Origin of the sequence: Paenibacillus sp. HB172176 (assembly GCF_011947265.1) — a bacterium.
GTDB lineage: Bacteria > Bacillota > Bacilli > Paenibacillales > Paenibacillaceae > Pristimantibacillus.
Window position 1 is genome coordinate 302,683 of sequence record NZ_JAATHD010000005.1, and the last position, 24,622, is coordinate 327,304.

General features: G+C 52.7%; 19 protein-coding genes. 13 read left to right on the top strand and 6 right to left on the bottom strand.

Features of this window, described 5'->3' with window-relative positions:
- On the top strand, positions 1-1,739 hold a 1,739-nt coding region (locus HFP08_RS10070), incomplete at its 5' end, for an S-layer homology domain-containing protein (RefSeq protein ID WP_168120458.1).
- 75 nt (positions 1,740-1,814) lie between these two features.
- Here the strand turns inward: HFP08_RS10070 and hxlB are convergent.
- Together hxlB and hxlA are read right to left on the bottom strand one after the other, a co-directional pair.
- Entirely contained in the window at positions 1,815-2,372 is a 558-nt protein-coding gene (gene hxlB / locus HFP08_RS10075) for a 6-phospho-3-hexuloisomerase (protein WP_168120459.1), read from the bottom strand.
- Between the two features lie 7 nt (positions 2,373-2,379).
- Positions 2,380-3,012 carry a 3-hexulose-6-phosphate synthase gene (gene hxlA, locus HFP08_RS10080; protein ID WP_168120460.1) on the bottom strand — a complete coding sequence of 211 codons (633 nt, stop codon included), beginning with the start codon at positions 3,010-3,012 and terminating at the stop codon, positions 2,380-2,382.
- 171 nt (positions 3,013-3,183) lie between these two features.
- On the opposite strand from hxlA, the gene HFP08_RS10085 reads away from it, so the two are divergent.
- On the top strand, positions 3,184-3,591 hold the full coding sequence (locus tag HFP08_RS10085) for a winged helix-turn-helix transcriptional regulator (protein WP_277345842.1): 408 nt from the start codon (positions 3,184-3,186) through the stop codon (positions 3,589-3,591).
- 124 nt (positions 3,592-3,715) lie between these two features.
- Here the strand turns inward: HFP08_RS10085 and HFP08_RS10090 are convergent, their stop codons facing one another.
- Genes HFP08_RS10090 through HFP08_RS10100 form a run of 3 tightly spaced genes read right to left on the bottom strand, consistent with a single transcriptional unit; the run spans position 3,716 to position 6,784 of the window.
- Complete coding sequence (locus HFP08_RS10090; RefSeq protein WP_168120462.1) at positions 3,716-4,516, bottom strand: sugar phosphate isomerase/epimerase family protein; 801 nt, start codon at positions 4,514-4,516, stop codon at positions 3,716-3,718.
- Positions 4,513-5,595, bottom strand: a complete 1,083-nt coding sequence (locus HFP08_RS10095; RefSeq protein ID WP_168120463.1) for a Gfo/Idh/MocA family protein — start codon at positions 5,593-5,595, stop codon at positions 4,513-4,515. Before HFP08_RS10095 ends, HFP08_RS10090 begins: the two co-directional genes overlap by 4 nt.
- Positions 5,596-5,608: 13 nt before the next feature.
- Positions 5,609-6,784 carry a DMT family transporter gene (locus HFP08_RS10100; RefSeq protein ID WP_168120464.1) on the bottom strand — a complete coding sequence of 392 codons (1,176 nt, stop codon included), beginning with the start codon at positions 6,782-6,784 and terminating at the stop codon, positions 5,609-5,611.
- 90 nt (positions 6,785-6,874) lie between these two features.
- On the opposite strand from HFP08_RS10100, the gene HFP08_RS10105 reads away from it, so the two are divergent.
- The 6 genes from HFP08_RS10105 (at position 6,875) to HFP08_RS10130 (ending at position 16,816) form a co-directional block, all read left to right on the top strand.
- Positions 6,875-8,716, top strand: coding sequence for a heparinase II/III domain-containing protein (locus tag HFP08_RS10105; RefSeq protein ID WP_168120465.1), 1,842 nt, complete (start codon positions 6,875-6,877; stop codon positions 8,714-8,716).
- 213 nt (positions 8,717-8,929) lie between these two features.
- The gene (locus HFP08_RS10110; RefSeq protein WP_168120466.1) at positions 8,930-9,838 is read left to right on the top strand and encodes an ABC transporter permease; all 909 of its coding nucleotides are present in this window, start codon (positions 8,930-8,932) and stop codon (positions 9,836-9,838) included.
- Between the two features lie 20 nt (positions 9,839-9,858).
- On the top strand, positions 9,859-10,737 hold the full coding sequence (locus HFP08_RS10115; RefSeq protein ID WP_168120467.1) for a carbohydrate ABC transporter permease: 879 nt from the start codon (positions 9,859-9,861) through the stop codon (positions 10,735-10,737).
- Positions 10,738-10,793: 56 nt separating this feature from the next.
- Complete coding sequence (locus HFP08_RS10120) at positions 10,794-12,446, top strand: type 2 periplasmic-binding domain-containing protein (protein WP_168120468.1); 1,653 nt, start codon at positions 10,794-10,796, stop codon at positions 12,444-12,446.
- Positions 12,447-12,523: 77 nt separating this feature from the next.
- Complete coding sequence (locus HFP08_RS10125; RefSeq protein ID WP_168120469.1) at positions 12,524-14,740, top strand: helix-turn-helix domain-containing protein; 2,217 nt, start codon at positions 12,524-12,526, stop codon at positions 14,738-14,740.
- 39 nt (positions 14,741-14,779) lie between these two features.
- Positions 14,780-16,816: a M81 family metallopeptidase gene (locus HFP08_RS10130; protein ID WP_168120470.1), complete on the top strand. Its 2,037-nt coding sequence runs from the start codon at positions 14,780-14,782 to the stop codon at positions 16,814-16,816.
- A 3-nt stretch (positions 16,817-16,819) separates the two neighbouring features.
- On the opposite strand, the gene HFP08_RS10135 is transcribed toward HFP08_RS10130, so the two are convergent.
- Positions 16,820-17,710, bottom strand: a complete 891-nt coding sequence (locus tag HFP08_RS10135) for an AraC family transcriptional regulator (protein ID WP_168120471.1) — start codon at positions 17,708-17,710, stop codon at positions 16,820-16,822.
- Between the two features lie 101 nt (positions 17,711-17,811).
- On the opposite strand from HFP08_RS10135, the gene HFP08_RS10140 reads away from it, so the two are divergent.
- The 5 genes from HFP08_RS10140 (at position 17,812) to HFP08_RS10160 (ending at position 24,598) form a co-directional block, all read left to right on the top strand.
- Entirely contained in the window at positions 17,812-19,602 is a 1,791-nt protein-coding gene (locus tag HFP08_RS10140) for a class I mannose-6-phosphate isomerase (protein WP_168120472.1), read from the top strand.
- On the top strand, positions 19,595-20,518 hold the full coding sequence (locus HFP08_RS10145; protein ID WP_168120473.1) for an ROK family protein: 924 nt from the start codon (positions 19,595-19,597) through the stop codon (positions 20,516-20,518). The genes HFP08_RS10140 and HFP08_RS10145 overlap by 8 nt, the downstream gene beginning before the upstream one ends.
- A gap of 105 nt (positions 20,519-20,623) precedes the next feature.
- Entirely contained in the window at positions 20,624-21,256 is a 633-nt protein-coding gene (locus HFP08_RS10150; RefSeq protein ID WP_240941254.1) for a hypothetical protein, read from the top strand.
- A gap of 273 nt (positions 21,257-21,529) precedes the next feature.
- Positions 21,530-22,720 carry an ABC transporter substrate-binding protein gene (locus HFP08_RS10155; protein WP_168120474.1) on the top strand — a complete coding sequence of 397 codons (1,191 nt, stop codon included), beginning with the start codon at positions 21,530-21,532 and terminating at the stop codon, positions 22,718-22,720.
- Between the two features lie 18 nt (positions 22,721-22,738).
- Complete coding sequence (locus tag HFP08_RS10160; protein WP_168120475.1) at positions 22,739-24,598, top strand: glycoside hydrolase family protein; 1,860 nt, start codon at positions 22,739-22,741, stop codon at positions 24,596-24,598.
- The last annotated feature ends 24 nt before the right edge of the window (positions 24,599-24,622 follow it).

Genomic DNA, 24,622 nt, shown 5'->3' on the forward strand with positions numbered 1-24,622 from the left:
ACGTCTACGCCGGCGCGACGGTGACGCTGTATGACGACCAGGACCAGGCGGTGTCGAGCGCTCCGGCGGATCAGGGCGGAGGCGTGTGGCGCTTTGCCAATCTGAATAACGGCGGCACTTACTATGCCATTCAGAGCTTGAACAATGTGGTCAGCCTTAATTCATTGTTCGTAACATTGCCTGACGTGCCGGAAGCGCCAAGAAATGTAGTTGCGGTATCCGGGAATCATCGGGCGGAAATTACCTTTGAAGCTCCTCTTCAGGATGGCGGCAGTCCGATTACAGGCTATGAGATTTTCGATTCCAATTCCAACCTGGTCGGCAGCGTGGGAGCAGATTCAAACTTCCTTTTGGTGACAGGACTTGTGAATGGCTCTTCATATACGTTTACGGTAAAAGCGTTGAATGCGGTAGGCAGCAGCGAAGCTTCCGCTCCATCAAACGCCGTAACGCCAAGAGCGCCTATTGTCTCGGTGCCGGTTACGGGACGAAGCGTGGAAGTATATGTGAACGGCAAGGTACAGCATATTGGAACAGCAACGGTTGAATTCGTGAATGGTCAGCAAGTGACTACAATAGCTGTAGATGAAGATAAGCTCATGCAAAGAGTCGATGAAGAGGGCGAAGGCGCGCTCATCAGTATTCCATTATTATTGAATAGCGACGTTGTCATCGGCTTGTTTAACGGTCAAATGCTTAAATATTTGGAGAATAGAAGCGCAGCATTGGAAATTCGTACCGAGAAGGCGGCTTACAGACTGTCTGCAAAGCAAATGAATGTGGATGAAATTTCTAAAATGTTTAGCGGCGACTATGCGCTGCGGGATATTCATGTGAAGATTGAAATTGCTGATCCCCTGAGCGACACGATTCAAGCTGTCGAGGAAGCCATAGATCAGGCTGGCTTGACAATGGCTGTTGCACCGTTGAATTTCAAGGTGAGCGCAGTAGCTGATGATATCGAGGTGGAATTAACCAGATTCGAGAGCTATGTTGAACGCGATATCGTAATCCCGGATAATGTGGACCCTGACCGGATTACAACGGGAGTCGTTGTTGAGCCCGATGGTTATGTGCGTCATGTACCGACAAGGGTGCTTGAAAACAGTGGCATCTATTATGCGCGAATTAACAGCTTGACGAATAGCACGTACACCTTAGTATGGAGCCCCAAGACGTTCAAGGATATGAATCAGCATTGGGCGAAAGTCGATGTGAACGATATGGGCTCGCGCCTGATTGCAGGAGGAACCGGCGGCGAAATGTTTAGTCCGGATGACTATATTACGCGCGCCGAATTTGCAGCTATCGTGGTTAGAGGCCTGGGCATGCGACTGGAAAACGACGCTCTTGCGTTTTCGGACGTTCGGTCCGCAGACTGGTTTGGCAGCGCGGTTCAAACAGCATACTCTTATGGCTTAATTAATGGATTTGAAGACGGCACATTCCGTCCAAACGATACGATTACACGTGAACAAGCAATGGCTATTATCGCCAATGCAATGAAAATTACCGGTTTGGACGGGCAAATTGAAAATCCTGATTTAGAGGCTATCCTTCATGGATATGAGGATGAGGATGCAATTGCCGATTGGGCGAAGACCAGCGTTGCACAAAGCGTGCAATCGGGCATCGTGTCCGGTATTGGCGGTAACAAGCTTGCGCCGAAAGCATATATTACGCGCGCTGAGGTTGCGACAATTGTGAAGCGTCTGCTGGAAAAATCGGAGCTGATTTAGCAAGACTCGCAATCAAACGAGCCCCTTCTCCATGAAGGGGCTCGTTTGACATGCAATCGACGGGACGCAAGAGGTTCACTCCAGATTTGCGTGTCTGCTGAACATGGCGGCTGAATCGATTTCCTTCATTTCCATGAGCTTTAAGATTAACGCATCGCAAAAGAGGAATAAGGACTGCTCGAACAAGGCTCCCATAGGCTGTATCGTTTTATCCATTTGAGTGAGCTGATTTTTGGGCGTTCCTTGCAATTGGACGGTGAAATTTGCAAGGCGGCCAAGCGTTGATTCAGGAGAGATTGTGATAAGCCCGACCTCCCCGCCCAGGCCTCTTGCCTTCTCCGCCATGCCGACGAGACTTTTTGTTTCTCCCGATCCGGAGCCGAGAATAAACAAGTCGCCCCTGTCCAAATTTGGCGTGGACGTTTCGCCGACAACATAGGCTTCAATGCCCATTTGCATCATGCGCATGGCAAAAGCGCGCATCATCAAGCCGGATCTTCCTGCGCCTGCTACAAACACTTTGGGTGATCGATGGATGCAATGCAATAATTGCTTGGCCTCATCATCTGAAATCAGGGAGGATGAGTGACGAAGCTCCTTCAAAATTTGCTCCACATATTGTACAGTCTGCATAGGCCAATTATCCTTGTCTAACTAATTTCAGCATTTCAGCTGCAGTTGCCGCTTTATCCTCAGTGCTTGTAATGCCGCCGCCAACAATTACGAGATCTGGCTGTGCTTGTATAACTTCAGGTAAAGTACGTAGCTTAATGCCGCCAGCAACAGCAATCTTTGCTTGCTTAACAACACGCTTGAGGACAAGCAGATCCTCGAATGAGTTCTTCCCAATGGCTTGCAGGTCATAGCCTGTATGCACGCAGATGTAATCAACGCCGAGTGCATCCAACTCCTTCGCACGAGTTTCGATATCCTTAACGCCAATCATATCTACAAGAATTTTTCTTTGAAGCTTGCGAGCTTCCTCAACAGCGCCTTTGATGGTCATATCCTCTGCAACACCAAGAATCGTAACGATGTCAGCGCCAGCCTCGGCTGCTTTCATGACCTCGTAGCCAGCGGCGTCCATCACTTTAAGGTCGGCGAGTACTATCATGTTTGGGAAAGCGGCTTTTACTTCTTTAACCGCGCGAAGTCCCTCATTAATGATAACCGGTGTACCGATTTCGACAATATCAACATGACCTTCGACTTCTTTAATAACTTCCAGTGCCTCAGGAATATTCACAAGATCCAATGCCAATTGAAGTTCCATATTGTTTTCGCTCCCAGCTTTTTTTTTATTTTTTTTGGTATAATAATGCGACTATCTCTCTCTGCAAGCGGCCCGCTTTGCTAATCATAAAGGGAGAAGCTAAGAATGAGAAGAATGCACTTTTTTGTGCGATGGTTACAAAAAAGTAACAATTGCGTATGGAGGGTTATGATGTCTGATTTAAGAAGAGAAATTATGGATAAAGTCAATAACGGGGATTATAACTGCGAGAAAGAATTAACGCTGTCTGTTATCGGGGGGAAGTGGAAGCTGATCATTTTGTGGCATCTTGGCAAAGAAGGGCCGCAACGCTTTAGCGAGCTTCAAAGGCTTCTGCCGAAAATTACGCATAAAATGCTGACGAGTCAATTGAAGGAGCTTATGGAGGATGGCATTATTCATAGAGAGGTATTTCCCGAGGTGCCCCCGAGAGTCGAATATTCATTGACGGCGCTTGGAGAAACACTGCTGCCGATATTAGAAATGATGTACGCATGGGGGAAAAAAAGAATTGCGGATATAAGCGAAATGCGCGAACAGCCTGCCGCAGCCAAAGATGCTCCAATACGGTATCGATGAAGAGTTGCCCGGGCTTAGCGCTCCAGGGTCGGAATGCGCGAGGCGCAGCCTGGAGCGGCTCGGCATTTCCAACGATACGTGCGGGCATCTCGCAGCTTGGACTGCGGCTGGCCAATAAGAAAGGCTAGCAGCCAGCTTCTTCGTAGCGACGCATAGTCGCGATTTCGCGAGGCAGATGAATGTCCGGCGCCTCCCAGTCCAGCCATTCTCCGCTCAGAAACCCTTCATAGCCTTCCTCCATCAGAATGCTGACCACCGAACGATGATCAATTTCTCCTTCGCCTACAGGCAGGAAAGTCAGCTTGTCGCGATCAAGCAAGCCATCGTGGAAATGAACATGGCACAGCCACGGCTTCAAGATACGATAAGCCTCATCCATGGCTGTGTTGCCCGTTCGCAGCGTATGCATAATATCCCAGACAACGCCTACCGCCGGATGATCGGCGATTTTCATGATGGCTGCCATTTCCTCGGGATCGGACCAGTCGTCATGCGTTTCTACCGCAAGTGTGACGCCCGCTGCTTCGGCCAGCGGCGCCAGCTCGCTCAAAGCCTTGCCAATTTGTTCCCGCGCCGCCAAGCGGTCCAATCCTTTCGGGATGATGCCGCAGAATACGCGCAGCAGCGGAGCGCCGAGCTCGCCGGCAAGCCTGATGTAAGCTTTCGACTCCTCCATATTGGTTTCTAATGTGTCCGGATTGGAATAGTGACAGGAGACGCTTAGACAATGCAGATCGACGGAGCTTGAGGAGAGCTTCGCGCGAATGCTCGCGACCGCTTCCGGCGCAAGGCCAAGCTCGATGCCGTGGCCATGCTTGGCTCCGCTTCGTATTTCGATGCCGGCATAGCCGTACTCTCCAGCCATGGCAATGATTGCGGACAAATCGGCATGGGGGCAAGAGAAGGAAACAAATGCGTATTTCATGCGCGTTCGCCTCCCTCTTCCTCGATGCGCACCGGTTTTTGCGCACGGGCGGATGCGTACAGCCCATCCATGATTCGCTGAAGCTGCAGCGCTTGAGGGAGAGCGGTGGCCGGTTCCCTGCCTTCGAGAATCGCGCGGGTAAAGTCGAACAATGCGCCTTTGTCAACCCAAGAGGAATCCTCATCGCCCTCCCAGACCGTGTGGCTGTCAATGCCCGTTTCGGCATTCAGCGTTGTAGCGACGATCGTCTTTTGGGAAGGCCAGGTCATATGAAGCGAGATGCTGCCCTCGCTGCCGATGATTTGCCAGCTTCTCTCTCTAGGCGCAGCCATAAACTCTCCCCGCTCGTAGGTGATGGAGACATTGTTCTTGCACTGAATATACGCCGTTCCGTAGACTTCCGAATCCGCGCCTTCCGGAAAATAATCCGCAATCGGATCCGCCAGCCCCCACATGCGAGCTGTAATCCATTCCGGCTGCAAGTTCCAGCCGGTCAGGCCGAGCAAATAGTCGAAATCGTATATGCCCCAATTGGCGACAATGCCTCCGCCGTTTATGGCTGTATTCACGCGCCAAGCCGGAGGCGCGACTTCCGGTCTGCCGGTTGCCGGCTCGTTCACCCTGCAGCGCAGAACGCGAACAGCACCGAGACGGCCTTCGGCAATCCATTTGCGAGCAGCTTCCGCATGCTCCAGAAAACGGAAGCGCGAGGAGCAGAAGCCCACTGTCAACTCTTTCTTCGCTGCCATGAGCTGCTGAATTTCATCGGATCGAATAGCCAGCGGTTTCTCCAGCAGCACATGTTTGCCGGCGTCCAGCGCGCGCAGCGCCATTTCCGTGCGAATGTTGGTCGGGATCGCCAGAACGACGGCATCGATGGACGAATCCGCAAGCAAAGCGGAGGCATCCTTGTACATCCGTTCGGCCCCGAACTGTTCAGCGGCTCCTCTGGCAGCCTCCGGATTGGCATCTGCCACGGCGGCAAGCTCTACCCATTCCGCCTCGCGGGCTGCTTTCAAATGCTGCTTGCCAATGACGCCGCAGCCTATAATTCCAACTCTTACCTTTTCCTTTGACATGCTTCGTTCCTCCTTATGATTTCAATGTAACTGAAGATTGGGAGAGGCGATGATTCCAAATCAGTCCGCCGACAACACCGCACATCCCGATTACGACATTCCATTTCAATGATTCATTCAACCACAGAACCGACAACAGCACGCCGACAAGGGGCTGCAGGTAAATGAGCGGCATAATGCGTTCCATTGGCAGTCGGGTTAACGCCCATGCGTACAGCCAATAGGCAAGTCCCGTCGCCGCCAGACCCAGATAGCCGATTGCCAGCCACTGCTCTGAAGAGGAGAATTCCGCAGGCAGCGGTTCTCCCTCCGTAAACAGGATCATCATCCACAGGAAGACGACCCCCGCGAACATGCCCTGCACATTAACGGCTGTCGTTGCCATTCCTCTCCCGAATCGTTTCGTCAGAACGGTATACCCGGAGAAGGCAAGCAAGGCAAGGATCGCCATGCCATCCCCCATCAGGCTCGCATGCGAGCCTGACAGCGAAGGCGCGACCATTACGGCAATACCGACCAGCGATAAGCCTGCGGGCAGGAAGGCTCGCGCGTCGCCGCGTCCGCCCGCCAGTCGATTCAGCAGCATCGTGCAGATTGGCGCCATGGACAGAATCAAGACAAGATGACTGGCAAGCGTGGCGCGGGCAGCCGCAAAGAACAGCCAAATCATGATGCCGTAGCCCAATACGCCCGCAAGCCATATCGGAATCAGCCGACGTACAGAGGGGTGACATCGCCTCTGGCTGCTTGGCGATAGAGAAGCCTCTGGCTGCGCCGGATGCCCTGTCATCGAGGAGACAGCGCCGCCCGGCAAGCGGTCGCGAATCATCCCCCCTGCTTGAAGCAGAAGCAGCAAGGACAGTCCGAGTCCGACTCGCCACAATGCCAGGTCAAGCGCTGTTTCCGCGGTTCCCAAGCTTTTGCCGACAGCGGCCGCCGAACCCCAGAAACCGACGACCAGCAGCATGGCTGCGTAAGGCAAGATGCATTCTCCTTTATAAAGAAATTTGCGGCGGCGAAGCGGATTGGAATCGCCTCGCTGAACCGCTTCCGACATCAGCATAGCAAATTGCTGATAATCCTCTGTTGTCCGAAAATGACGCTTCGTTGCGCTTTTGCCCCGACGCGAAGCGAGGTTCATCGTCTGGAGCATGAATGCGGTATAATGGCAAGTCTTTGCTATATCCACGATGGAGGCTCCTGATTATAATTCAGATGCGCCGGTTTTCCGGCTTTCGGATTTTTGTATGCCATTTCAGAAAAGGAGAGTGCTGCATTCATGATCAGCTTCAGGAGCATACGCCGCGAGTTGACGAAGAATCGTTCCTTGTCCGGAGGATTCCCTTACGGCGTGAAGGAGCCGTTGTTGGAGCGAATAACCCAAAAACCGCATCTCGGCAAGCTATTGCGGGAAATTCGGGATTTCGCCCGAATTGCAAGAGAAACCGGGCCGCCTGCGCTTACATTTCAGCAATTTCACCGCTTTGAGGAGCAAGGCACGCGGCAGGAATACGAGGAGCCGTATTTCGACCGCAGAGGCAGGCTGCTCGCGTTAGTGCTGGATTGTCATTTGGAGGGGCATCAGGATAATAAGAATGCGCTGGAAAATCTGATTTGGGACATCTGCAATGAATACACATGGTGTCTGCCGGCCTGTCTGCCCCATGGCTTCCCCGCTGCGGCAAGCCGCCGCGTTCCGCCGGAATGCGAGGTGGATCTCTTCGCGGCGGAGACGGCTCATGCGCTTGCCGAAACGCTGTATCTTGTCGGAGAATGGCTTAATCCCTGGCTGGGTTATCGGATACGAACCGAAATAGAACGACGCGTGTTTCGTCCGTTATTTCATGATCCCGTACCATTCGACTGGGAATCGCGCGCGAACAATTGGTCGGCTGTCTGCGGGGGGGCCGTCGGTATGGCGGCATTGCTGCTTGAGACCGACAAGGAGAGGCTCTCCGGCATGATTGACAGAGTTGTTCGCAGCCTGGAATGCTTCCTGGAGGGCTTTGGCGAAGACGGGGGCTGCGCGGAGGGAGTGGGCTACTGGTTCTACGGCTTCGGCTATTATGCGTATTTCGCGGACATGTTGTATCAATACACGGATGGTGATCTCGATTTGCTCGCGGACGAGAAAATACGCGCCATCGCGGCCTTTCCCGCAGCTGTCGCGCTTTCCGGCGGCAAGAGCGTCAATTATTCGGATGTCGGAGGGGTAACGCTTCATACCGGCTTGCTAAGCAGACTTGCGCAGCGGCTTGGCTCCCCGATGCCGGAAATGAAGAAGGTTCCGAAGCTTCGGGCGGATGAATGCTATCGATGGGCGCATGTGACTCGCAATTTGCTGTGGACGGATGCATCCTTGTTTGGCAAGGCGTCTCCCGAGGGCGAAAGCAAGCTCGAGCATTTGGCCGTAGCGGTGGAGCGCAGAAGGTCGGGGAATACGATGTTTGCTTTTTCGGCCAAAGGCGGCCATAACGATGAGCCGCATAATCATAATGACCTCGGCCACTTTATTCTTCATGTCGGGGGAGAGAATCTTCTTGCCGATCCCGGGGCCGGTCTTTACACGCGCGATTATTTCGGCGAGAAGAGATACGAGCTTATCCATAACTCGTCCGAGGGGCATTCCGTGCCGGTTGTGGATGGACGGCTCCAGCAAGCGGGCAGGGCCTTCGAAGCGCAGGTGCTGCGCTGGTACAGTGACGAAAGCGCGCTGGCATTCGAGCTGGATTTGACAAGAGCATATGACGCTTTGGATTTGCAACAATTCGTCCGTCGATTGGAGTGGCGCTGGCAAGGGGATGCCTCTGGCGCGAAGGCATTGCTTACGCTTGACGACAGCTTTCAATTTGGACGGCGGCCAGGCGAGCTCGTCGAGCAATTTGTAAGCTTGCATCCTCCGCTTCCGCAGAACGGCGAATATATTTGGAGAGGCTCAGGCGGCTTCGTTTCCTTGCAATACGACAATGACGCTTTCGATGCCAGGGTAATCACGGCAGAAACAACAGATTTTGCGGGTCGGCCGCAAATCATTTATCGGCTGCAATTGCGGGCGTTGAAGCCGGCCGCGCAAATGGAGAATCGCTTCCTGTTTCGCTGTTTTGCGCCGGAAACCCGGTAATACCGCGATATTGCGGCATATCACTTTCTTACGAATGACAAGAAAGCGTTATCATGACATGTTTTTGATTCTTGTGCGATTGGGGACTTCTCCACTACGATGGGCACAGGCAAACGGGATGACCCTCATGGTCGCTCCGCCTCGCCCGCGATTGAGTGCCGAGTTATCCCTCCGTCGCAACTGCGGAATTTGATCGAAGGAGAGAAGGAAGGCATGAAAAATTCGCTTATGAAGAAGTATATCGCGCACAAATATTTTTTTCTGATGCTGCTTCCCGTTCTGGTTTATTACGGCATCTTTCATTACGCTCCCATGTACGGCGTGGTCATCGCGTTTCAGGATTACCAATTTCTGAAGGGAGTGGGCGGAAGTCCCTGGGTTGGACTGGACAACTTCCGCGAGCTGTTCGGCGGACTGTATTTCGGAACGGTACTGCGCAATACGCTGATTATTAACTTCTACAAGCTGGTGTTTGGCTTCACGGCTCCAATTGTATTGGCCGTGTTCATTAATGAGGTGTCCGGCAAATGGTTCAAGAAATCGGTGCAGACAATCAGTTATTTGCCTCACTTCCTTTCATGGGTCGTGCTTTCCGGCATGATTATCGAAATGCTGTCGCCAAGCCGCGGTCCGGTAAATATGCTGCTGTCTCTCTTCGGAATGGAGCCGATCTTTTTCATTACCGAGCCAGCCTGGTTTCGCGCCATTTTGGTTAGCTCGGATATTTGGCGGAGCGTCGGCTTTGCTTCCATCATTTATCTGGCCGCCATTGCCGGCATTAATCAGGAAATGTACGAAGCAGCCGATGTAGACGGCATTAGCCGAATCAAGAAGATATGGTATATCACGATTCCGTCGATCGCGCCAGTTATAGTCATTATGCTGATTCTCAACTCCGGCTCGATTATCAATGATGATTTCGAGCAAGTGTTCAATCTGTTGAATGCGAAGGTCATGGATGTGGGCGATGTGCTCTCGACCTACACGTATTCGGAGGGCCTGCTGAAAATGAACTACAGCTATGCCGCAGCGGTGGGACTGTTTAAAAACGTCGTTGCGCTCGTTCTCGTGCTTTCCGCCAATTACATCGCAAGCAAGCTCTCTGATGACACCATCTTCTAACCGTGAAAGGATGCAGCCGCATGAATTACAAAAAATCCGCATCGGACAAAGTGTTTCTGAGCATCGTATACAGCTCGTTGCTGCTCTTGTCGATTACGACGCTCATTCCGCTGATGCAAGCAATCACCATTTCACTCAGTCCGCCGGAGGTGGTCAACAGCTATGGCTTTCATTTGCTGCCGAGCAAGTTTGACTTGACGGGTTACGAGCGCGTTTTCCATTATAACGTCATCTGGACGGCATACGGCAATACAATCATGCGAACGCTGCTCGGCACAATGATTACGCTGGTGCTGACCTTTCTCGGCGCTTATCCGCTTTCGAAGCGGGCATTGCCCAACCGGAAGCTGTGGACCGGCATTATTGTGCTGACGATGTTTTTCTCCGGAGGATTGATTCCCTCCTACCTGCTGATCAAGGGAATCGGTCTTATGAACACGATGTGGGCGCTTGTCCTGCCGGGAGCCGTCAGCGCTTTTATGCTGCTGATCGTTCGAAACTTTATTACCGCGCTGCCTGAAAGTCTTGAGGAATCGGCAAAGATTGACGGAGCCAATGAGCTTGTCATTTTATTCCGGATCGTACTGCCGCTATCGCTGCCGATTATTGCTACGGTCGGCTTGTATTCCGGCGTTAGCCACTGGAACGCCTGGTTTGACAGCATGATCTACATTCAGGACGAGAGCAAGCAGGTGCTGCAGTTGATTTTACGCAAAATTTTGCTGGAGGGTCAGGATGTCGCATCCGAATCGGGCTCCGGCTCGCATGCGGCGGCGGTTAATTCCGAGACCGTGAAGATGGCGGCGCTGGTCGTTTCGATTCTGCCGATTCTGTTCGTGTATCCGTTTCTGCAGAAGTACTTCGTGAAAGGCACGCTAATGGGTTCTGTCAAAGGTTGACTCTTGATCCCCGGATCAGGTTAACATACACTTTTATTAATGGAGGGATTCGCGGCATGAACAAAACAATGACAAAAATTGCCGGAATGACGCTGACGCTTGCGCTTGGCATCGGTCTATTGGCAGGCTGCAGCGGCGGGAACAACGGAAACAACGAGGGCAAGTCTGAAGGAAGCACACCGACTGCGACAAATGCGCAATCGGAGAGCGCAGAGCCGATCACGCTGGAATGGCTTGGCTATGATTCGTATGGTCAGCCGGATGCCAATTCCGCCGTCGTCAAGGCGGTGGAGGAGAAATTCAATGCCAAATTCGATTTCTGGTACATCGATTCGCAGAAATGGGAGGATAATCTGAATGTGAGACTGGCTGCCGGTGAAATGCCCGATGTGCTCAAAATCACGAATCGGCAAAACCTGCCCAAATATGTAACGCAAGGCATTATCGCGCCAATTCCGCTTGAAACGATTCAGAAGTTCGCTCCGACCTATGCCAAATTTCTGGACGAGAATTATCCGGAGGTATGGGACGGCGTCAAATATAACGGGGAAATCTATGCGATTCCGATGACGAACCTGAACGGCACGTATCCGACCGTCGTCATCTGGCGCGAGGATTGGCTCAAGAAGGTCGGGATTACGAAGATTCCGGAGACGATCGCCGAATACGAAGAGGCGTTCACCAAGTTCCGCAATGAGGATCCGGACGGGGATGGCAAGAAGGATACGTACGGTCTGTCCGACTTCGCGCTTCCGAATATTCTCGGCGCGTACGGCTATCCGGGCATCAGCGATTTCAAGGGAGCGGCCAAAGGGGATGCCGGCCGATCGATTCAATTCACAATGAAGGACGGCAACGTTGTTATTGCCGCTATTCAGCCGGAGATGAAGGAAGCGCTTGCAACACTGCAGAAATGGTATAAGGCAGGACTTATTGATCCCGAATTTATCACCTCCGAGAATACGACCGGCTATTGGGCGGATTCTCAGGCCTTCTATAACGGGAAAATCGGCATCACAGGCATGTCGATGTACTATCACTGGCGAAATGAGCTAAACCCGGACGTTCCTGACGATGCGGGCGGCGGCCAATATAAGGCCTTCAAGGAAACCGCGCCTGACGGAGAAGCGGTGTTCGGCGTGCCGGCTGTCGGCCCGAATGGCGCTTCGGGGACGCCGATGTGGGATACAGCCAGCCATCCCATTGCCATTACGACCAAGGCGATGAAGGACCCGGCGAAGCTGGAGCTGCTGTTGAAAATGATTGAGGCGGCATGTACGGATTATGAGTATTATCTCATGCTTACAAACGGGGAGAAGGATGTCGATTGGAAGCTTGATGGCGATAAATTCATTAATCTATCCTCCTCGGATACGCTTGCCGAAGCGAATGTGAAAGGCAAAAATGTGCTGAATGCGAAGGTTTCCTACGATCCGTTTATCAAGCAGCGCGACAAATTCGATTTTGCCTTTGCCGACAAATATGCGAAAACTTCCGGCTACAGCGCGGTTTACGTGCCGAATCTGGAAGCCTTCAGCAAATATTCGAATACGCTTAACAAGCTGACAGTGGATACTTATTTCAAAATTATTACGGGCGAATCATCGGTGGATGCCTTCGACGATTATGTCGCCACCTTCCGTGCAAACGGCGGCGACGAGCTGGAGAAAGCGGCAGACGAAGCCTACAAGCAAATGGTTGGAGAGTAAGAAAATAGACTGGCGGATTGGCGGCAAGTCCGTCAATCCGCTTGTCGCATGTCGAATAGACGGGGAGGAGACGAAAGATGGATGGAGCGAAGGGAACGGGAAGCCGTATATTCAAACGGCTGCTTGTCTTTAATTTAATTGCCGTCCTTATTGTCTCAATCGTCCCCCAATTTGTGTTCTACCGCTATTTCATGACCATGTACAACAAGGAAGTGCAGGGGCTGAGCATGCAGACCGTTCGGCAGTTTCAGAACGCTGTCGACGAACCGATTGTGAAGGCGGTTGTGAATTTTCCGAATCTTTACATGTCCGAGCTGGAAAGCAACGACGCGCTGGTTTATCCGCTGACGCATGATATTAGCCGCAATTCCGCGGCTATCCTCAAGGTATCCAGACGTATGGACGACATCAAGAACAATACGCCTTACCTGCATTCCATCGATCTTTATTATCCGAGAGGAAATTTGCTTTTTCTTGGCGATCGCGTCTGCATGCTGAATGAATCCGAATGCGCGTTGGGCGGCAGAGAACAATGGTTCCGCTCCTTCGAGACTTCCGATACGACCATTGAATGGGTGGGAGCAAGAAAAGCGGGTCCATTCGATCCATCGCTCATTGCTTCCTATGTGCGGAGCATTCCTTTCTTCGGCAGCAAGGAGATTCGACAAGGCGTTGTTGCCGTCAATATCGATTTGGAGGAGCTAGGCGGTCTGCTGCGCAGTATGAGACCGCCGTCGGAGGGAGCGCTGCTCATCATTGACGAGTCGGGCGAGATTATTGCCCGCAATGATACGGAAGCCCCTATGTCCAATTTGCAGATAGAGCCCTTCCTGGCAAGGCTGCTCGCCGGCGAGGAGACGGACATGTTCGACGCCAGAATAGGCGGTCAGGCTAGCGTTGTTTCGTTTGTCACTTCTTCTTATAACAATTGGCGCTATGTCTCTATCACATCCGTTGAAGACGCCTACCGCAAGTCTAATCAATTACGCGGCTGGATGCTGGGCATCGGCGCGGCCTTTCTGGCCATTAATGCGCTGATTACGCTCTGGCTGACTACAAGGGCGCATCGACCGATTTCGAATCGAATGGAAAATTTGCGGCAAAGTTTGGCGCGCCATATGCCGATTGTTCGCCACAATTACATTCTTGGTCTGCTGTTCGGGACAGCGCAAGAGACGGAGAAACCTGGCGATATTCGTTCGATTCTGGGGTTCGAGCATAACGGCAGGCAAGCCTTTGGCTTTGTGCTTCGTATTGAACGATCAGACGCGGCCAATCATGAGGAATCGCTGGCTGCCGATTTTCATCTAATCGAAATTTTGGAAGGCCTTGCTATCCCTGGCGATATTGCGGCAGTGCGAGGCGAGCGCTCGCAAATTTATGGTTTTGTCAGTTTAACCGGGGAAGCAGAATTATCCGATACCGTTTCGCGTATAGCCGCTGCTATCAAGGCTGCGGATGAACAATACGTGCTTTGTCTCGGAAGAGTCTATTCGTCGGATGAGTCCTCTATCGCCCGTTCTTTTGCGGAAGCGGAGGAGGCGCTGGATTACGCCTTCCTGTTGCCGGGAGGAAATGCGCTCTTCTATGAGGAGCTTGCAAGCGAGCATCTCAAGGAGCCAAGCCATCTGCCGAAAGCTCTGGATGATTTGCCGGCCGCGATTCGGGCGGGCGACGAGAAGAAGCTGTTCCAGCTTATTGGAGATTTAATCTCCGACATTCGCCAAGGCGGCTATACGATTCGTTATTCCCGGAATGCGCTGCTGGACATGGTGCTCGGCATCGACAAGACGATGAATCAATTGGGCTTTCAATCGGCGGAGGTGTTCGGAGGCGATCTGCGAGAGCAGTACGAGCGAATTGGACATATCGAGGCGTTCGAAGCGTGGATGAACGGCGTCGCGGGAACGGCCATGGGCAAGCTCAATGAGCGCAAGGAGCAATTCGATCATGAATTTGCCGACAAAATCGTATCGTTCGTCAACAACAGCATCTCTCATCAGCTTTCGCTTGCTTACGTGGCCGAGCATGTCGGCGTTAGTCCTACGTATTTGAGCAAAATTTTCAAAGGTCTTACGGGCAGCAATTTCAATGAATACGTGACCGGACTCCGATTGGAGAGGGCCGCGTCGCTGTTGCTGGAGAAGAAGCTGTCGGTTCAGGAAATATCCTATCGCGTCGGCTATCAATCAACGCATCACTTCATCAGACTTTTCAAGGAAAAGCATGGTTTGACGCCAAAACAATATCAAAAAACATATGCGGAAGACGGCGCGAAGCCGGACGAGGAATAGGGAAGGGCTTTGCGCCGGTTGCCGCAAGGAGGAATCGCTTTGCGCATATTGACCGGAACGCTGATGCATGAAACCAATACCTTTAATACCACGCCAACGACGCTGGCGGATTTCCGTCTGCTGCGCGGCCACGAGCTGTTCCAGCATGCCTTCTGGAGAGGCAATGCGGAAGCGACAGGCGGCATAATCGAGACGCTTCAGGCGGAAGGGGCGGATGTTGTTCCTTCCGTGCATGCCGTCGCGATGGTGTCGGGCATCGTGGAGAATGAGGCTTATATAACGATTAAGGAGGCTGTGCTGGAGGCGCTTAGAGCCGCTGGACCGCTCGACGGCATATGCTTCTGTCTGCATGGCTCGATGTACGCCTCCGGGGTTGAAGATCCGGAAGGCGACCTGATGAGCGCAATTCGAGAGGAGGTCGGAATGGAGCTTCCGATTGTCTGCGCGCTGGATATGCACGCAACCGTCACCGATCTCCTGGTTCGAAGCGTCAACGCCTTCGCCGTGTTTCGCACGGCACCGCATACGGATCGTTACAGCACAGGCGTTCGCGCGGCGGAGCTGCTGCTTCGCATGATACGCCGGGGGCAGCATGTCGTGACCGTCTCGGCGTCGCTTCCCTTCCTGGTCTGCGGAGAAAATTCCATGACGACGGTGAGTCCGATGAAGGAGCTGATCGCGGAGGTCTATGCGGAGGAGCGAGAGAAGCATGTGCTGAACGCCGATTATACGCTTGGATTTCCGTGGGCGGATACGCCTTATCACGGCGTCAGGGCGCTGGTGTCGGGCGAAGCCGAACAGATCGAGCTTCTGATGGATACCGCGATTGGCATGGCGGATCGCCTCTGGAAGCAACGCGAACGCTTCGTCTATTCCGAAGCGGCTTATCCGCTCGATGAAGCGTTGGACGCGGCTCTTCGGGCGCCGAATGGAACGGTAATGCTGTCGGATACAGGCGACAACCCGACCGCCGGAGCGAGCAGCAATCTGACGATTGTGCTGGAGAGATTGCTGGAGCGCGGCATCGACCGGGCTTTGCTGGCGGTTATCGCCGATGAAGCCTCCTTCGCGGCATGCCGCGACGCGGGAGAGGGATCGGTGCTTGAGCTGTCGCTTGGGCGCCGCCATTTGCAGACGAATGAGGGTCTGCCCGTGCGCGCCGAAGTTGTCTCGGTTCACCTGGGAGTGGACGGGACGGGTCGAAGCAAGGAGCGTTGCGACGCGGCGGTCGTTCGGATCGGCGGAGTCGATGTGATAATAGCCGAACGAAGAATCGCGGTTTACGATCCGGAATATTTGACGATGCTCGGTTTGCGGGCGGACAACTATCGCCTTATTGTCGTGAAGAGCGGCTATCTCAGCCCGGCATACAGAAGCTTGGGCGTTGCAACCCTGTTCGTGCTCACTCCGGGCGAGTCTACAATCGCGCTTAAGGACATCAAGTATGCCAATGCGCTTCAGCCGCTCTATCCGCAAGACCCCGTTGCGGCATGGAACCCGGATGAAGAGCGAGCGAGAATGCGCGAGGAGGCTGAACGTTATGCGCGTTTTGTTGCGCCCGATCACCGTCATGAGCCGATATTCGCTATTCCGTTCAGTCCGGAAGGCTATGCGAAATACGGGGCTCGTGTGACGAAGCGGACGCTGTCGCAGTTGAAGCCGCTCTATGATGATCAAGCGGCGGTCGATGCGCTGCTTGCCTGCGGAGATCCCGTTGTATACGAGGTGTACGAGATGCCTTATCCGTACAGCGACACGGATCTGCTCATTAATATTACAGTGCTGTTCCCCGGAAGAGTGGGACGTCAATATCATATGACCAAGGGACATTTCCATGCTGAACCGGATACAGCTGAGGCTGTAATTGGTTTGGAAGGGGAGGGAGAGATGCTTCTGCAGCGCAGGAATGGCGAGCTTAGGCGCGTTGCTGTGGGCAAAGGAATGATTAGCTATTCCGGCGGCGGTTGGTCGCATCGCGTCGTGAACACGGGTCTGCGCCCGCTGATCTTCTTCGCGGTAAGCGGAGCGAATATTGTGCATGATTATGCAACGGCGCAGCATCTTAATTTCAAATAGTGACTATAGGCTGTTCTCTCGTTTGCGGTTACGGTATTGAACTGGAGTCATGCCGATATTTCTTCTGAACAGTCTGCCGAAGTAAGGCGCGTTCTTCAATCCGACCCGCCCTGCGATTTCGCCGGCGGAAAGCGCGGTTGCGGTTAGCAGCAGACAGGCTTCTCGCAGTCTGCGCGCCGTTATATATTCGGTTAACGTGGCTCCGGTTTCCTGGTGAAACAGCCGCGACAGATGGGACGGCGAGACGAATAAATCATCCGCGAGACGACTTAGCTGGAATTCTTCATTGAAATGGGCTTCAATCCATTGCATCGCCTTCTCCGCATAACGCATGGAGCGGGGATGACTTGCGATATCGTCGAGCGTTGTCTCGTCGGAGGGGAACACGCGTCTCAGAAGCTGGAGCAGGGCGACGACCGTCAATGCGATTTCTTCAAGACGCCGTTCCCGCTCGGCGGCCTGGAGCGCTCCTTGACAATGTGTCAGCAGGCGCTCGGCTTCCGGCGCAAGCCCGTTCCCGTTCAGCGCGAAATGCTGAACGGGCAGCTTGCTCCGCCACAGCGAGCGATAGAAGCGCTGAAGCGCCGGAAAGGCTGCCAAGCGCGAGTCGATTGCGGACGGATCGAATACAAGGACGCTGCGTTCGTAGCCGAGCTCGTCCCGCATATGAATTTTGTGCAATTGATAAGGCTGAATCAGAAGCAGCGAGCCCTTGGACACCTGAGCGAGCTGATCGCCGATAATAACTTGACCCTCGCCCTCATGAATGAAGAGTATTTCGATGCCCTGATGGGCGTGGAAGTAATAATATTCGGATTGTCGCACGCGGTGATGCAAGAAAAATTGCTCCTTCAGCTCGATTCGCTCAATCAGCCCCGAATGCTCTCTGTTCATCTTCAGCGAGACCTCCTTCTTCAACAACAATTAAGACGTATCATACCACATCTTTGCCGACGATTCATGGCATGCGACATCCCAATAGAGAGGTGATTGAATTGTTTAACAAAATGCCTGTAAACCTCATTCGACGCTCCGAAACGAAGCTATCAGAGGGCTACAGCGAGATTATGCGGGATTTAGAGGAGAGACTGGCAGCTTGCGAGCGGGGAGGCCGCATCGTCATTGACGGCACGAATGGCGCGGATTTCAATCGCTTCGCCGCGGAGCTGGAAAATGCGCTTGCCGCTCTTGGCGACAGGACGACTCGGATAGCCGTACAGCGTTTTCTCAGAACAGACGATAAGCTGCGGCAACGCTTCGCCGGGGATATTACTGATAATCGCGCCTTCGGACGAATGACGGAAGGAGGCCTGGAGGATTTCTTCCGCGCGGATGCGCGCGCGGCCTGCGAGGAGGAAATATTACAGGCTCGCGTATCCAATTGCAGCGAGAGGGAATGGGTCATTGTCGCGGGAGTCGGGGCGTATTTCCTGACCGGCGGCGGGCAGTTGAATGTATTCCTCGATTTATCCAGAGAGACGCAGCAGACGCTTCACAAGGGCGAGCTGAACAATTTCGGTTTTCAAAGCGCGGAGGATGCGCTGGAGAAATATAAAATCGCTTTTTTCGTAGAATGGCCCGTTCTGGAGCAATATCGTAAACGTCATTTACGGGAATTCGACGTGTATGCGGATATGAATGACGGGACTTGGCCGATCGCGGTCGGCGCTGATGCACTGGTTGAAATGATCGCGGAGCTCGCAGAGGGGCCGATGCGGGTCAAGCCGTTTTTTGCTCCGGGCGTGTGGGGCGGGCAATATTTGAAGAAGCTTGCGGATTTGCCGGGGGATTGGGAGAACTGCGCCTGGAGCTTCGAGCCGATCGCGCCGGAAAATTCAATTCTGCTGGGCGTTGGCGGCAACGTCATAGACGTGCCGTTCATGCTGGTTATGAATTTATCCTTCGAAGCGATTCTGGGCGGAAGGGTTAGCGCCTTGTTCGGCGATTTCTTCCCCATTCGGTTCGACTATCTCGATACGATAGGCGGCACGAATTTGTCCGTTCAAGTGCATCCAAAGCAGGCGTATGTGGAAGAGAACTTCAACTATATTCTGGAGCAGCAAGAATCGTATTACATCATGGAGAAGAAGGAAGGATCGAAGGTCTATCTTGGATTGACAGACGAATGCGAGAAGACCGAGTTTCTGGGGGCCGTTGAAGAAGCTCAGGATACGGGCAATGGAATCGACCATACGTTGTATGTGAAGGAATGGGAGTGCGAGAAGGGCGATTTGTTCCTGATTCCGACGGGAACGGTACATTGCTCGGGCAATGACAATCTGGTATTGGAAATCTCTTCGACTCCATGGTGGTTCACGTTCAAAATTTATGATTATGTCCGACCTGGGATGGACGGCAAGCCTCGTCCCATCAATATCGATCATGCCAAGGCGAATATCGACTGGCATAAGAAGCCGGATTGGGTCAAGCGGGAGCTGATAGGCGTCCCGACGCTTGCGGGACGGCAAGGAGCAAGCGAGGAATATCGGCTGGGGTATCGGGACGACCTGCTGTTCTACGTTAATCGAATTCATCTTGCCGAGGCGGAGGTCTGGGAGGAGGATACGCAAGGCGAGATGCTGATGTTCAATCTGGTAGAGGGAGAGAGGGTTCGGATCGAGCCATTGTCAAATTGGAGCGCAGCGGTGGAGCTGGGGTATGCGGAGTCTTATATTTTGCCGGCGGCGCTGGGGAAATTCCGCATCGTCAATATTGGCGGAACGCCCGCCAAGCTCATTAAAGCAGGCGTCTCTCCGCAATGGGATATCAGGGTTGTTCATGAATAAATACGCGATCGCATTCGACATTGGAGGCAACTTCATCAAATCGGCCGCTTTAACCGCCCAAGGCCGGATTTGCCCGGAAACGGTCGCAGTCTTCCCATCCTTCGCTCATCTGGGCAAGGAGGAGCTGATCGATCGGCTGATGAGTCTCATTCGCTTTCAGGCTAACTGCATAGCGGATAGAAATGCTTCCCTGTACGGAATCGGGTACGCCTTCCCCGGCCCCTTCGATTACGAGAATGGCATCAGTTATTTGACGGGACTTGATAAGTTTGAACGGCTGTACGGCGTTAATTTGCGAGAGGCGTTGACGAGACGGCTGGAGGCGGACACGGCGCTTTCGCGGAAGCTGGAGCCGGAGTTTCGGATCGTATTCGATAATGACGCCAATCTGTTCGCGCAAGGGGAATGGTTGACAGGCAAGGCGAGCTCGTACAGACGATTGATAGCCGTCACGCTGGGAACGGGCACAGGCTCCGCATTTATGGATAACGGCCTGCTGATTAAGGAGCGGTCCGATGTTCCGCCGAACGGCTGGATCTATTCCGCGCCGTTCGGCGAGAGCATCGTCGACGATTATCTGTCGAAGCGAGGTTTGTTAAGACTTGCGGCCTTGCAAGGACTGGATATGACGGGGAGAGATGTGAAGGAGCTTGCGGAGCTGTCTCGTAGCGGGGATGCGCAAGCTTTGCGCGTGTTTCGTCAATTCGGGCGTCAGTTGGGAGAGGCGCTGAATCTGTTTGCGCCAGCCTTCCGGGCGGAGGCCGTCATTCTGGGGGGGCAGATCGCGAAGTGCAGCGATTTGTTTCTCGACGGCGCATACGAAAGGCTGCTGGATCGCGCAATCGTCATTGAAGTAAGCAAGGATACCTCGCTCAGCGCTTTTGCTGGAGTGGCTCGGTTGCTTCTAGCGAAATGAAGGAAGATTGGACTGCACGTTGTCAAAGAGCAGTCAAGAAGAATTAGAATGGGACTGGAGCCAACCCGCTACAAAGTGTTATGATGGAAACGGGTGATGTTGACAATGACGAAAGAAACGAAAAATCCGGAAATGACAGAATCCGGGAATGATGCGCAAAACGAGAATAACGCCAAATTGGCGGAATTGATTAAAGCCGTTTTTCATAATGGCGTAACGGCACTGAAAATGTTTTTTGACGAAGTAACGGGTCAAGTCGTCAATCAGGAAAGATTAGGTCCAATTTTCGTATTTCAAGTGAAAAACGAGTCGCAGCAGGTGTACGCATGCGGATTTTTCCTGCAGGAGCTGGTTGCGAGATTTCAATCCGGCAATGATCCGGCCCAGTGGCTGTCTTCCTTCTACTTCGATCTGATGGAAGAGGAAGGCGGGAAGCCGCTTCCGAAGCCTCCAAACGGGGAAGTAGAGACGAAAGCGCTTATTGACGGCAAGCTTGTTCCGCATTGCATCGAAAGCATTCGAGAAGAATTCGCTCCGGAGCAAGTCCATGCGGGTCTTGGAATCGTGAAGGAGCATGGTCCCGTCTTCGAAGCGGGGTTTCCCTCGATTAAGGATGGAAACAACGTTTGCGCCGTTCCGCTTCAGGTCTTGCTGACGCACTGGCTATTGAACCGGAATCCTGCAGACATTCTCATCAGAGGCTTGTACAACATTAAAGAAAAGCATGGCTCGGAATAAGGCTTCAGTCCATATCGATTGCAAAAGCCAGTATGACTAGCCGAACGATCCCGATTTATCTTCCGTTTTGAACACAGCCCGCGCAGGCTCGTGCAGATGGAAGATGAATCGGGATTTTTGTGCTTCATGGCCCTACACACATCAATATTTTAGCCGCATATCAACATTTAAAGATTGGGGCTTATTCTATTGACTATCAATCGAATTGCGATATATTTGTTGGTATAGCTTACCTTGTTTCGCATGCCAAAATAGTAAAAGAGGCTTTTATTGATGAATAAAAACAAAGCTGAGGTACTTGAGAAGCTGCACAACAAACAAATACGTATGCATAAGCCTTCGCAGGGTCTGCCTGGGCGAGAGAAAGATTTGTTGTCGTTGTTATTCGAAGGCAACGGTCTGTCCGTTGATTATCAGCAGCCCTCCTGGCAGAATTGGTACCGAGAGTTTTTTGAGAACACTGCGGAAAGGCTCGATATCGTCTATATTCCCGATGGATGGCTGCCGGCAGCGATCAGGCTAGGCAAGCTGCGGCCCATTCCTGAACAGAAAGAGTGGACGGCTTGCTATACGCGTTCGATACTGGAGAAGGGTATGCGCGACTCTCGACTGTTCGGCATACCGGTATATGGTGCAGTCTGGTGCTTGCTCTATAATGCCGATCTGATGGAAGGCGCCGGAATGAATCAAGCACCCCGAACATGGCGTGAGCTGCGGAAATGTCTTCAACTATTGCAGGCAAAGTATCCGGACATCATACCCTATGGCTTATCGAATGATTCCGACGGCCATTTTATCGATCACGGCTGGATTTATTTGTTTGCCGGAGGACGATCCCGATGGGATAAAAACGGTCGGTGCATGATTAACAATCAGCATACGGAAGCGGGCTTGCGCTTTCTGAGGAGCATGATGGATCAACAATTGATGACTCGTCCTGAGCTATCCAGCGAGCATATAAAGCGCTTGTTTCTGGATGGGAAAATCGCGATGACGATTGGTCCGGCGGATATTGTGCTGGAGCATCGTATGCAGGAGCAAGGTTTCCGGCTTGGAAGCTCGCTTGTCCCCTTCCCCGAAGGAGGAAGGTCTCAGTCGCTTGCTTCCGTAGGATTGTATGGCGTGTCGAGCAATTCGCATGCAAGCGAGGCTGCCGTGAAGGAGCTTCTTGGCCTTCTTGCCTCCCCGAAGATGCTGCAGAGGCATGCAACTGCAGTGGGAATGATTCCTGTTCATAAGGGAGGAAGCTACTATCGCGGGGACGAGTGCATGTCGGTCTATGCCAAGCAGATGGAGAAGACCTCGCATCTGCCTCATTGGCCAATTCCGTATGCGAACTGGGTTAATGACCACATATTGTCTTTCTTAATGGGTGAAGGTGAGCCGCTAACGGTATTGAACCATCTGTCCGAGCGTATTAACGAAGGCTTGCTGGAGATTGGAAAAACGTCAAAGCGGGTTTGATTTCAAAGGGGGATCAGTATGATTTCATTGCAGAATGAATATATGGCCTTGACATGCAGCGAAGATGGAGAAAATCTTATCTTGCATGACCTGACTCGGGGAACAAAGTGGGAATGGGATGAAAAGAGCCTGATTGCTCATCATAGTGTCGATGACGAAACGGTCAGTCAGCTTGTTCCCGTCAAAGCTCAGATCAGCAACGAAGCTGGTCTATCCATTACTTATAAGGCTTTCAGCGAGAGCCTTCGTGTTGATTATCTCTTGAAGACGGATTACATAGAGGTGACAACCGATATCACCGAAGGCTCCGAGATTGTGTCCTTATCGCTGCCTGGATCTTTCAAAGCAGAGAACGGACGAACGGATTATGTACTCCCGATTATGCAGGGCATGCTGTGGAAGGGGAAGGGAGAGCCCTTCGATTGGCGCCTGCTCGAAGGGGGGCATAGAAGATTCACTATGCCGCTAGTAGGCTTTCTCGCAGCTTCCAGCGGGCTGCTTGTGACTGTAGAGACAAGGGATGATCTGACCTTATGGGTCGGCAAGGAGCTGCATGGACGATGCTGGGCGACATTCATGCAGGAAGCTTCTCTGGGAAGCATGCGTTATAAGCGAGCTGTGCGTCTCTACTTGACCGATGGAACCCATACGGCAGTCGCCAAGAGATATCGCCAGAAGGTTATGGATGAGGGGAGATTCAAGAGCTGGACAGAGAAAATCTCGGAGAGGCCTGCCCTGGAGAGTTTATTCGGCACCTTGATGTGCTTCATAGGCTATTGCGAGGACGATCTGGATTATGTGTCGGAATGCAGCAAATTAAAGGAAGCGGGCTTTGATAAAGCACTGATTTATCCCGCCAGATTCAGCACTTATCATCGTGATTTCCAAATGGGAGGCTTGCCTCCGATTCATCTCGATGCACAGCAGACAGAGGAAATAAAAAAATTGGGATTCGATGTTGCCCCTTGGTCATGGATTAACGAAGCGATGGACGACGGGACGAGCAGCATTCAAAGCAAATATCGATTGTCGGCGACGGGCTCCTATGTTCCTTCCTGGTCAATGGACGGTCAGGTCTGGAATCAAATCTGTACATCCGGCATGGCCGATTACCAGCGAGCAGCTTCACAAGGCTTGCTTGCGGACATGACATGGGATCATTTCGACGTTATTACTTGCGCAACGCTCGGCGAATGCTACGCCCTTGAGCATGAAGGACATTCCGGGCGAGCGTTATCGAGGTCGGAAGATCGTCAATTCATCCGCAAGCTTTTGGAGTCGGGACAAGCGGGGGGCAGGGCGGTCAGCTCGGAAGGCTTCAATGATAATTATGCGGATGTCTATGATATGGGGTCGGTCAAGGCCTTGCCGATGTTCCGACATTGGCCGTTTTGGCCAATTCCTCTAACGATGCTGATATACCATGACAGCATGATTCATACCTGGTGGGAAATGCACAGCTACAACAATCATCGCTTCGGTCGTGTACAGGAAAACGACATGTTCGAATCCGGCGGCGGCAGACCACGCTTGCAGGCCGCTATGGACGCCCTCTACGGCACCCCGCCTGACGTATTTCCGTTCGGTACGCAATATATGTGGACAGGCAAGGGAAATGATACGTTCGCATACAAATTCCGCTTTGAGGATCCCGCTGTGCAGGAAGCGCTTCGCGAAGCGCTTCCGGTTGCCAAGCTGCATGAACGCATAGGCAAGCTTGAGATGGTCGATCATCGGATACTGTCCGAGGACGGGAATGTGCAGGAATCCGTTTTTGCTGACGGAACACGGATTATCGCTAATTTTGCAGGGGATTTGCGTTCGAATTTGCCGGGCATTGAACCGATTCAGGCAGAAAGCTGGCGAATTGAGAGTTAGTGGATGAATGCTCAAAAAGCTCCT

Coding starts and splice junctions, on each gene's coding strand:
- HFP08_RS10115 (WP_168120467.1), top strand. CDS start 9,859: ATGAATTACAAAAAATCCGCATCGGACAAAGTGTTTCTGAGCATCGTA.
- HFP08_RS10160 (WP_168120475.1), top strand. CDS start 22,739: ATGATTTCATTGCAGAATGAATATATGGCCTTGACATGCAGCGAAGAT.
- HFP08_RS10085 (WP_277345842.1), top strand. CDS start 3,184: ATGTCTGATTTAAGAAGAGAAATTATGGATAAAGTCAATAACGGGGAT.
- hxlA (WP_168120460.1), bottom strand. CDS start 3,012: ATGGAACTTCAATTGGCATTGGATCTTGTGAATATTCCTGAGGCACTG.
- HFP08_RS10125 (WP_168120469.1), top strand. CDS start 12,524: ATGGATGGAGCGAAGGGAACGGGAAGCCGTATATTCAAACGGCTGCTT.
- HFP08_RS10120 (WP_168120468.1), top strand. CDS start 10,794: ATGAACAAAACAATGACAAAAATTGCCGGAATGACGCTGACGCTTGCG.
- HFP08_RS10095 (WP_168120463.1), bottom strand. CDS start 5,595: ATGTCAAAGGAAAAGGTAAGAGTTGGAATTATAGGCTGCGGCGTCATT.
- HFP08_RS10105 (WP_168120465.1), top strand. CDS start 6,875: ATGATCAGCTTCAGGAGCATACGCCGCGAGTTGACGAAGAATCGTTCC.
- HFP08_RS10110 (WP_168120466.1), top strand. CDS start 8,930: ATGAAAAATTCGCTTATGAAGAAGTATATCGCGCACAAATATTTTTTT.
- HFP08_RS10150 (WP_240941254.1), top strand. CDS start 20,624: ATGACGAAAGAAACGAAAAATCCGGAAATGACAGAATCCGGGAATGAT.
- HFP08_RS10155 (WP_168120474.1), top strand. CDS start 21,530: ATGAATAAAAACAAAGCTGAGGTACTTGAGAAGCTGCACAACAAACAA.
- HFP08_RS10135 (WP_168120471.1), bottom strand. CDS start 17,710: ATGAACAGAGAGCATTCGGGGCTGATTGAGCGAATCGAGCTGAAGGAG.
- hxlB (WP_168120459.1), bottom strand. CDS start 2,372: ATGCAGACTGTACAATATGTGGAGCAAATTTTGAAGGAGCTTCGTCAC.
- HFP08_RS10090 (WP_168120462.1), bottom strand. CDS start 4,516: ATGAAATACGCATTTGTTTCCTTCTCTTGCCCCCATGCCGATTTGTCC.
- HFP08_RS10145 (WP_168120473.1), top strand. CDS start 19,595: ATGAATAAATACGCGATCGCATTCGACATTGGAGGCAACTTCATCAAA.